Source organism: Streptomyces sp. NPDC059037 (assembly GCF_042740015.1).
In the GTDB taxonomy this organism is placed as follows: Bacteria; Actinomycetota; Actinomycetes; order Streptomycetales; family Streptomycetaceae; genus Streptomyces.
The window spans coordinates 79,309-83,605 of sequence record NZ_JBHYIG010000006.1 but is presented as its reverse complement, the minus strand read 5'-3'; the positions used below and the strand labels follow the sequence as shown (position 1 = coordinate 83,605).

Sequence of the window (4,297 nt, the reverse complement as noted above, 5' to 3'; positions counted from 1 at the left end):
GCGGGAGCGCGCCCCGGCGCGCCCAGACGCGTGTCTCCCGAGTGGGGGCGCCCCGGGCGTGGGGGGCGGGCTCGCCGCCCCCCCCCCCCCCCCGGGCCCGGCGGCGCCGCCGGTCCCTCGGTCGATGCAACCGTGCCGACCGGACCGGCTGTTCCCGGCGCGGCCGATTGCGTCAGGAGCGGTGCAGTGCCGCTCCGCCCGCGTACCGTGCCGACGCGCCCAACTCCTCCTCGATCCTGATGAGTTGGTTGTACTTCGCCGTACGGTCGGACCGGGACAGCGACCCGGTCTTTATCTGGCCGCAGCCCGTCGCCACCGCCAGGTCCGCGATGGTGGTGTCCTCCGTCTCGCCGGAGCGGTGCGACATGACGACGGTCCAACCCGCACGGTGCGCGGTGGCGACCGTGGCCAGGGCTTCGGTGAGGGTGCCGATCTGGTTGACCTTGACCAGGACGGAGTTGCCGACGCCGGTGCGGATGCCCTCGCGCAGCAGATCCTCGTTGGTGCAGAACACGTCGTCGCCGGTGAGCTGGCAGCGGTCGCCGACGCGGGCGGTCAGCTCCCGCCAGCCGTCCAGGTCGTCCTCGGCCATCGGGTCCTCGATGGAGACGATCGGGTACGCGTCGATCAGCTTGGCCAAGTAGTCGACGTGCTCGGTGGGCGTACGGTGCACGCCCTCGCCCGCGTACACATACGTACCGCCCTGGAAGAACTCCGACGAGGCCGGGTCCATGACAAGGCCGATGTCCGTGCCGGGCCGGTATCCGGTGCGGTCGATGGCTGCCATGACGAAGTCGAGTGCCTCCTCCGCGGTGCGCAGCGCGGGCGCGAAGCCACCCTCGTCGCCGACGCCCGTGGCGTGCCCGGCGGACAGCAGGTCGCGGCGGAGCGTGTGGAAGACCTCGGATCCCATGCGGACGGCTTCGGCGAAGGTCTCCGCGCCCACTGGAGCGATCATGAACTCCTGGAAGTCCAGCGGATTGTCGGCGTGGGCGCCGCCGTTGATGATGTTCATCATCGGCAGCGGGAGAAGACGGGCGTCGGCCCCGCCGAGGTAGCGGTAGAGAGGCTGGCGGTGGGCCGCCGCGGCGGCCTTGGCGGCGGCGAGGGAGACGCCGAGGAGTGCGTTGGCGCCGAGGCGGGACTTGTCCGCCGTACCGTCGAGTGCGACGAGCGCGGCATCGAGACCGGCCTGGTCGTCGGCGTCGCGCCCCACGACCGCGGACGCGATGTCGCCGTTGACGTGGGCCACCGCACGGTCGACGCCCTTGCCGTGCCAGCGCCCGGGATCCCCGTCCCGCAGCTCCACCGCTTCGCGTGCGCCGGTGGAGGCGCCGGACGGGACCGCGGCGCGACCGAGGGATCCGTCGGCGAGAAGGACATCGGCCTCGACGGTGGGGTTGCCCCGGCTGTCGAGCACCCTGCGGGCGGTGACGGACTGAATGACGGTGGATTCAACTGCCCTGGAAACCATGGGAGGTCCTTCGCGTTTTACACACGCCGCGGCCCTGCTGCGACAACGCTGGCGCGTGCCGCGACGACGCCGACTCTACAGCAATGCTGTTCAGTTCAGCTGTTCAGTTGTGCTGTTCAGTTGTGCTGTTCAGCAAAGCTGTACAGACAGGGTGCGCAGGCCCGCTGCTGATCACCGGTTAAAGTGCCTCATGCCCACCCCGGAACCCGCCGCCGTCGCCACCGAACTGCGTACCGCGATGGGTAAGCTCACGCGCCGCGTGAAGCACGAGGACCGGATTCCGCACGGCCAGGTCTCCGTGCTCGGCACCCTTGATCGCGACGGGGCCATGACCACCAGTGATCTCGCCGCGGATCAGCGCGTACGCCCCCAGTCCATGGCCCGTGCGGTCGGGCTGCTCATGGAGCAGGGCCTGGTCGTCCGCCGGGCGCATCCCACGGACGGCCGCAAGTCCCTGGTCGAGCTCTCCCCCGCGGGACAGGCCGCCCTTGAGGCGGAGCGCGGGCGCAGGGTCGGCTGGCTCGCCCAGGCCATCGAGAGCGAGCTCACCGACGAGGAGCGGGACGTCCTGGCGCGCAGCGCCGCCCTGATGGAGCGGCTCGCCGCGCGCTGAAGCGTGTTCTGTCACGGGCCGAGCAGGCTTGGCGGGCGGCGGGGTTCAGGAGGAGTTCAGGGCGGCCGTAGTACGCCCCGGTCATGGGCACCCGGGCCCGGTTGCCGCCTTGCTCCATCTGCCATCCTCAAGGCGGGATCGCCCTGGTGGGCGCGACGGGGTCCCAGCAGTCCGTTCGCGGCCGTCATAGGTTCGAGGAACGGCGGCCGCCGCTGCGGCCCCGCCCATCTGACGACCCATCTGACGACCCGTGAGGCAGCACCCCATGACCCTGAGCATCCGCAACCAGATTCCCGGCACCGTCTCCTCCGTCACCGCCGGCGAGGCCATGGCGACCGTCAAGGTCCGTCTCGCGGGCGGCCAGGACATCACCGCCGCGATCACCAGCGAGTCCGTCGAGGACCTTGGCTTCACCGAGGGCTCAGTGGTGACGATCCTCGTGAAATCCACCGAGGTTTCGCTGGCCACCGGCCCGGTCCAGGGCGTCTCCATCCGCAATCAGATCGCGGGCACGGTCACGGACATCTCCACCGGCGGCGCCATGGCTTCCGTCAAGGTCGGTGTCGAGGGCGGTGCGCTCACCGCCGCCATCACGAACGATGCCGTCACAGACCTGAACCTGGCCTCCGGCTCCCCCGTCGTCGCGCTCATCAAGTCGACCGAGATCTCGCTCGCCACCGCCTGACTATTGTTGCGGTCATGCAGCGCTACACCATCGGGCAGGCGGCCCGCCTGCTGGGCGTGAGTCCGGACACCGTGCGTCGGTGGGCCGATGCCGGGCGCGTGACCACCCATCGGGATGAAGGCGGGCGCCGGCTCATCGACGGGCGGGACCTGGCCGCCTTCTCCGTCGAGCTCGCCAGGCAAGGTGCTGACGAAGACGCGTCCTACACCTCCGTCCGCAACGCCTTCCCGGGCATCGTGACCGGTGTGCGGCTCGGCGATGTCGCGGCGCAGGTGGAGATCCAGGCCGGTCCACATCGACTGGTCTCGCTGCTGACCCGGGAGGCCGTGGAGGAGCTGGGCCTCGAGGTCGGCATGGAGGCCACCGCCCGCGTGAAGTCGACCAACGTACATATCGACCGGCCCTGACGCACCTGGCCACTGCCTCCCGGACGCCGTTGCCTGCACCGCCTCCCCGTGCAAACGCACATACCACCCCTGCCTCCCATTCATCCGGCTCATGCGATGCGACAGGAGACTTACCCCTCGCATATGCGGCAGGATGATCCCCGCATGCCAGGAGCAGGACTCAAAGGAGCAGACCGTGATGACCCGATCCGCGCGCAGGACCCGCCGCACCCGCCGTACCTTGCAGGTGGCCTGCGCGGGCGCCGCCGCGTTGCTGGCGCTGAGCGCCTGCTCCTCGTCCGACGACTCTTCGACCAAGTCGGACTCGTCCGATTCCTCTTCGAAGAAGCTCTCGGGAACGGTGACCGTCTTCGCCGCCGCCTCGCTCAAGGAGAGCTTCACGGCCCTGGGCAAGGACTTCGAGAAGGCCCACCCCGGCACGAAGGTCACCTTCAACTTCGGCGGCAGCGACTCGCTCGCCGCGGGCATCACCGGGGGCGCTCCGGCCGATGTGTTCGCCGCCGCGAGCCCCAAGACGATGAAGATCGTGACGGACGAGAAGGACGCGGCCGGCGCCCCGTCCACCTTCGTCCGCAACCAGTTGGAGATCGCGACCCTGCCGGGCAACCCCGACAAGGTCGCCTCCCTGAAGGACCTCACCACGTCCGGCCTCAAGGTCGTCCTGTGCGACAAGACGGTGCCGTGTGGTGCCGCCGCGCAGAAGGCGCTGGATGCCGGCGACCTGAAGCTCACCCCGGTCTCGTACGAGCAGGACGTCAAGAGCGCCCTGACGAAGGTGGAGCTGAAGGAGGCCGACGCCGCGGTCGTCTACAAGACCGATGTGAAGGCCGCGGGCGACAAGGTGGAGGGCGTGGACTTCCCCGAGTCGGCCGATGCCATCAACGACTACCCGATCGCCCTGCTCAAGGACGCGCCCAACGCCGACGCGGCGAAGGCGTTCATCAAGCTCGTCCAGTCCGCCGAGGGCCAGAAGGTCCTCACGGCCGCCGGGTTCCTCAAGCCGTGACCCGGCTCGACAAGTCCGGCGCGGGGGGGGCGCCCCCCCCCCCCGCCCGCCGCCGCGCGCGCGCGCCGGGGGGGGGGCGGGGGGGCGCGCGCCGGGGGCGGCGGGCGCCCGA

General features: G+C 70.6%; 5 protein-coding genes. 4 read left to right on the top strand and 1 reads right to left on the bottom strand.

The genetic code is table 11. The features are described from left to right. Nucleotides 1–172: 172 nt before the first annotated feature. A complete protein-coding gene (gene eno, locus ACFWY6_RS02765) occupies nt 173–1,474 on the bottom strand; it encodes a phosphopyruvate hydratase (protein ID WP_384685651.1) in 1,302 nt (433 codons plus the stop codon). A gap of 190 nt (nt 1,475–1,664) precedes the next feature. Between eno and ACFWY6_RS02760 the strand changes: the two genes are divergently transcribed. The 4 genes from ACFWY6_RS02760 to modA all read left to right on the top strand — a co-directional run bounded on the left by ACFWY6_RS02760 (nt 1,665) and on the right by modA (nt 4,185). After that, entirely contained in the window at nt 1,665–2,087 is a 423-nt protein-coding gene (locus tag ACFWY6_RS02760) for a MarR family winged helix-turn-helix transcriptional regulator (protein WP_384685648.1), read from the top strand. A gap of 265 nt (nt 2,088–2,352) precedes the next feature. After that, entirely contained in the window at nt 2,353–2,772 is a 420-nt protein-coding gene (locus ACFWY6_RS02755) for a molybdopterin-binding protein (protein ID WP_384685645.1), read from the top strand. A gap of 14 nt (nt 2,773–2,786) precedes the next feature. Then, nucleotides 2,787–3,179 (top strand): molybdopterin-binding protein, encoded by a 393-nt coding sequence (locus ACFWY6_RS02750; protein WP_384685642.1) that lies wholly within the window; start codon nt 2,787–2,789, stop codon nt 3,177–3,179. A gap of 178 nt (nt 3,180–3,357) precedes the next feature. Further along, complete coding sequence (gene modA, locus ACFWY6_RS02745) at nt 3,358–4,185, top strand: molybdate ABC transporter substrate-binding protein (protein WP_384685639.1); 828 nt, start codon at nt 3,358–3,360, stop codon at nt 4,183–4,185. Nucleotides 4,186–4,297: the final 112 nt, after the last annotated feature.